Origin of the sequence: Dysgonomonas sp. 511 (assembly GCF_010501105.1) — a bacterium.
In the GTDB taxonomy this organism is placed as follows: domain Bacteria; phylum Bacteroidota; class Bacteroidia; order Bacteroidales; family Dysgonomonadaceae; genus Dysgonomonas.
In genome coordinates this window covers 1-316 of the sequence record NZ_QVMQ01000111.1, presented here as the reverse complement: position 1 = coordinate 316, position 316 = coordinate 1, and the positions used below count along the sequence as shown (strand labels likewise).

At 39.2% G+C, this 316-nt stretch carries 1 protein-coding gene; it reads left to right on the top strand.

All coding sequences use genetic code 11. The annotated features are described in order from the left end of the window. The first annotated feature begins 116 nt into the window (after window positions 1–116). The gene (locus D0T57_RS15495) at window positions 117–266 is read left to right on the top strand and encodes a hypothetical protein (RefSeq protein ID WP_163274363.1); all 150 of its coding nucleotides are present in this window, start codon (window positions 117–119) and stop codon (window positions 264–266) included. The last annotated feature ends 50 nt before the right edge of the window (window positions 267–316 follow it).

The following is a 316-nucleotide window of genomic DNA, read 5'->3' as shown; positions in this document are numbered from 1 at the left end:
CTTCTGCTGTTGCCAATGCTTTTTCTTTGGTAATTTCCGCTTCTACCAGCCCCTCTTTACGTTTAGCTTCAGCTTTAGCTTCTATAAATGTTTAAAATTCTATCTTTGTAACGTTTATGGAAAATCGTCGGAGTCCGCATAATATAAATAGTTGGGGACCGGTATGGTTCCTCCTTAGTGTTTTATTCTTTGCCGGATGCTCCGGCAACGACGATGGCACAGGCAATCTATGTCCGGCAATGAGATTGACAGTTTCGACTATATGAAATTTATCAGGGAGTAATCAACTAAAATATAGTAAGATGGAAATAATAGC

Bases quoted from the DNA above. Each gene is read 5' to 3' on its own strand.
- D0T57_RS15495 (WP_163274363.1), top strand. From the start codon at position 117: ATGGAAAATCGTCGGAGTCCGCATAATATAAATAGTTGGGGACCGGTA.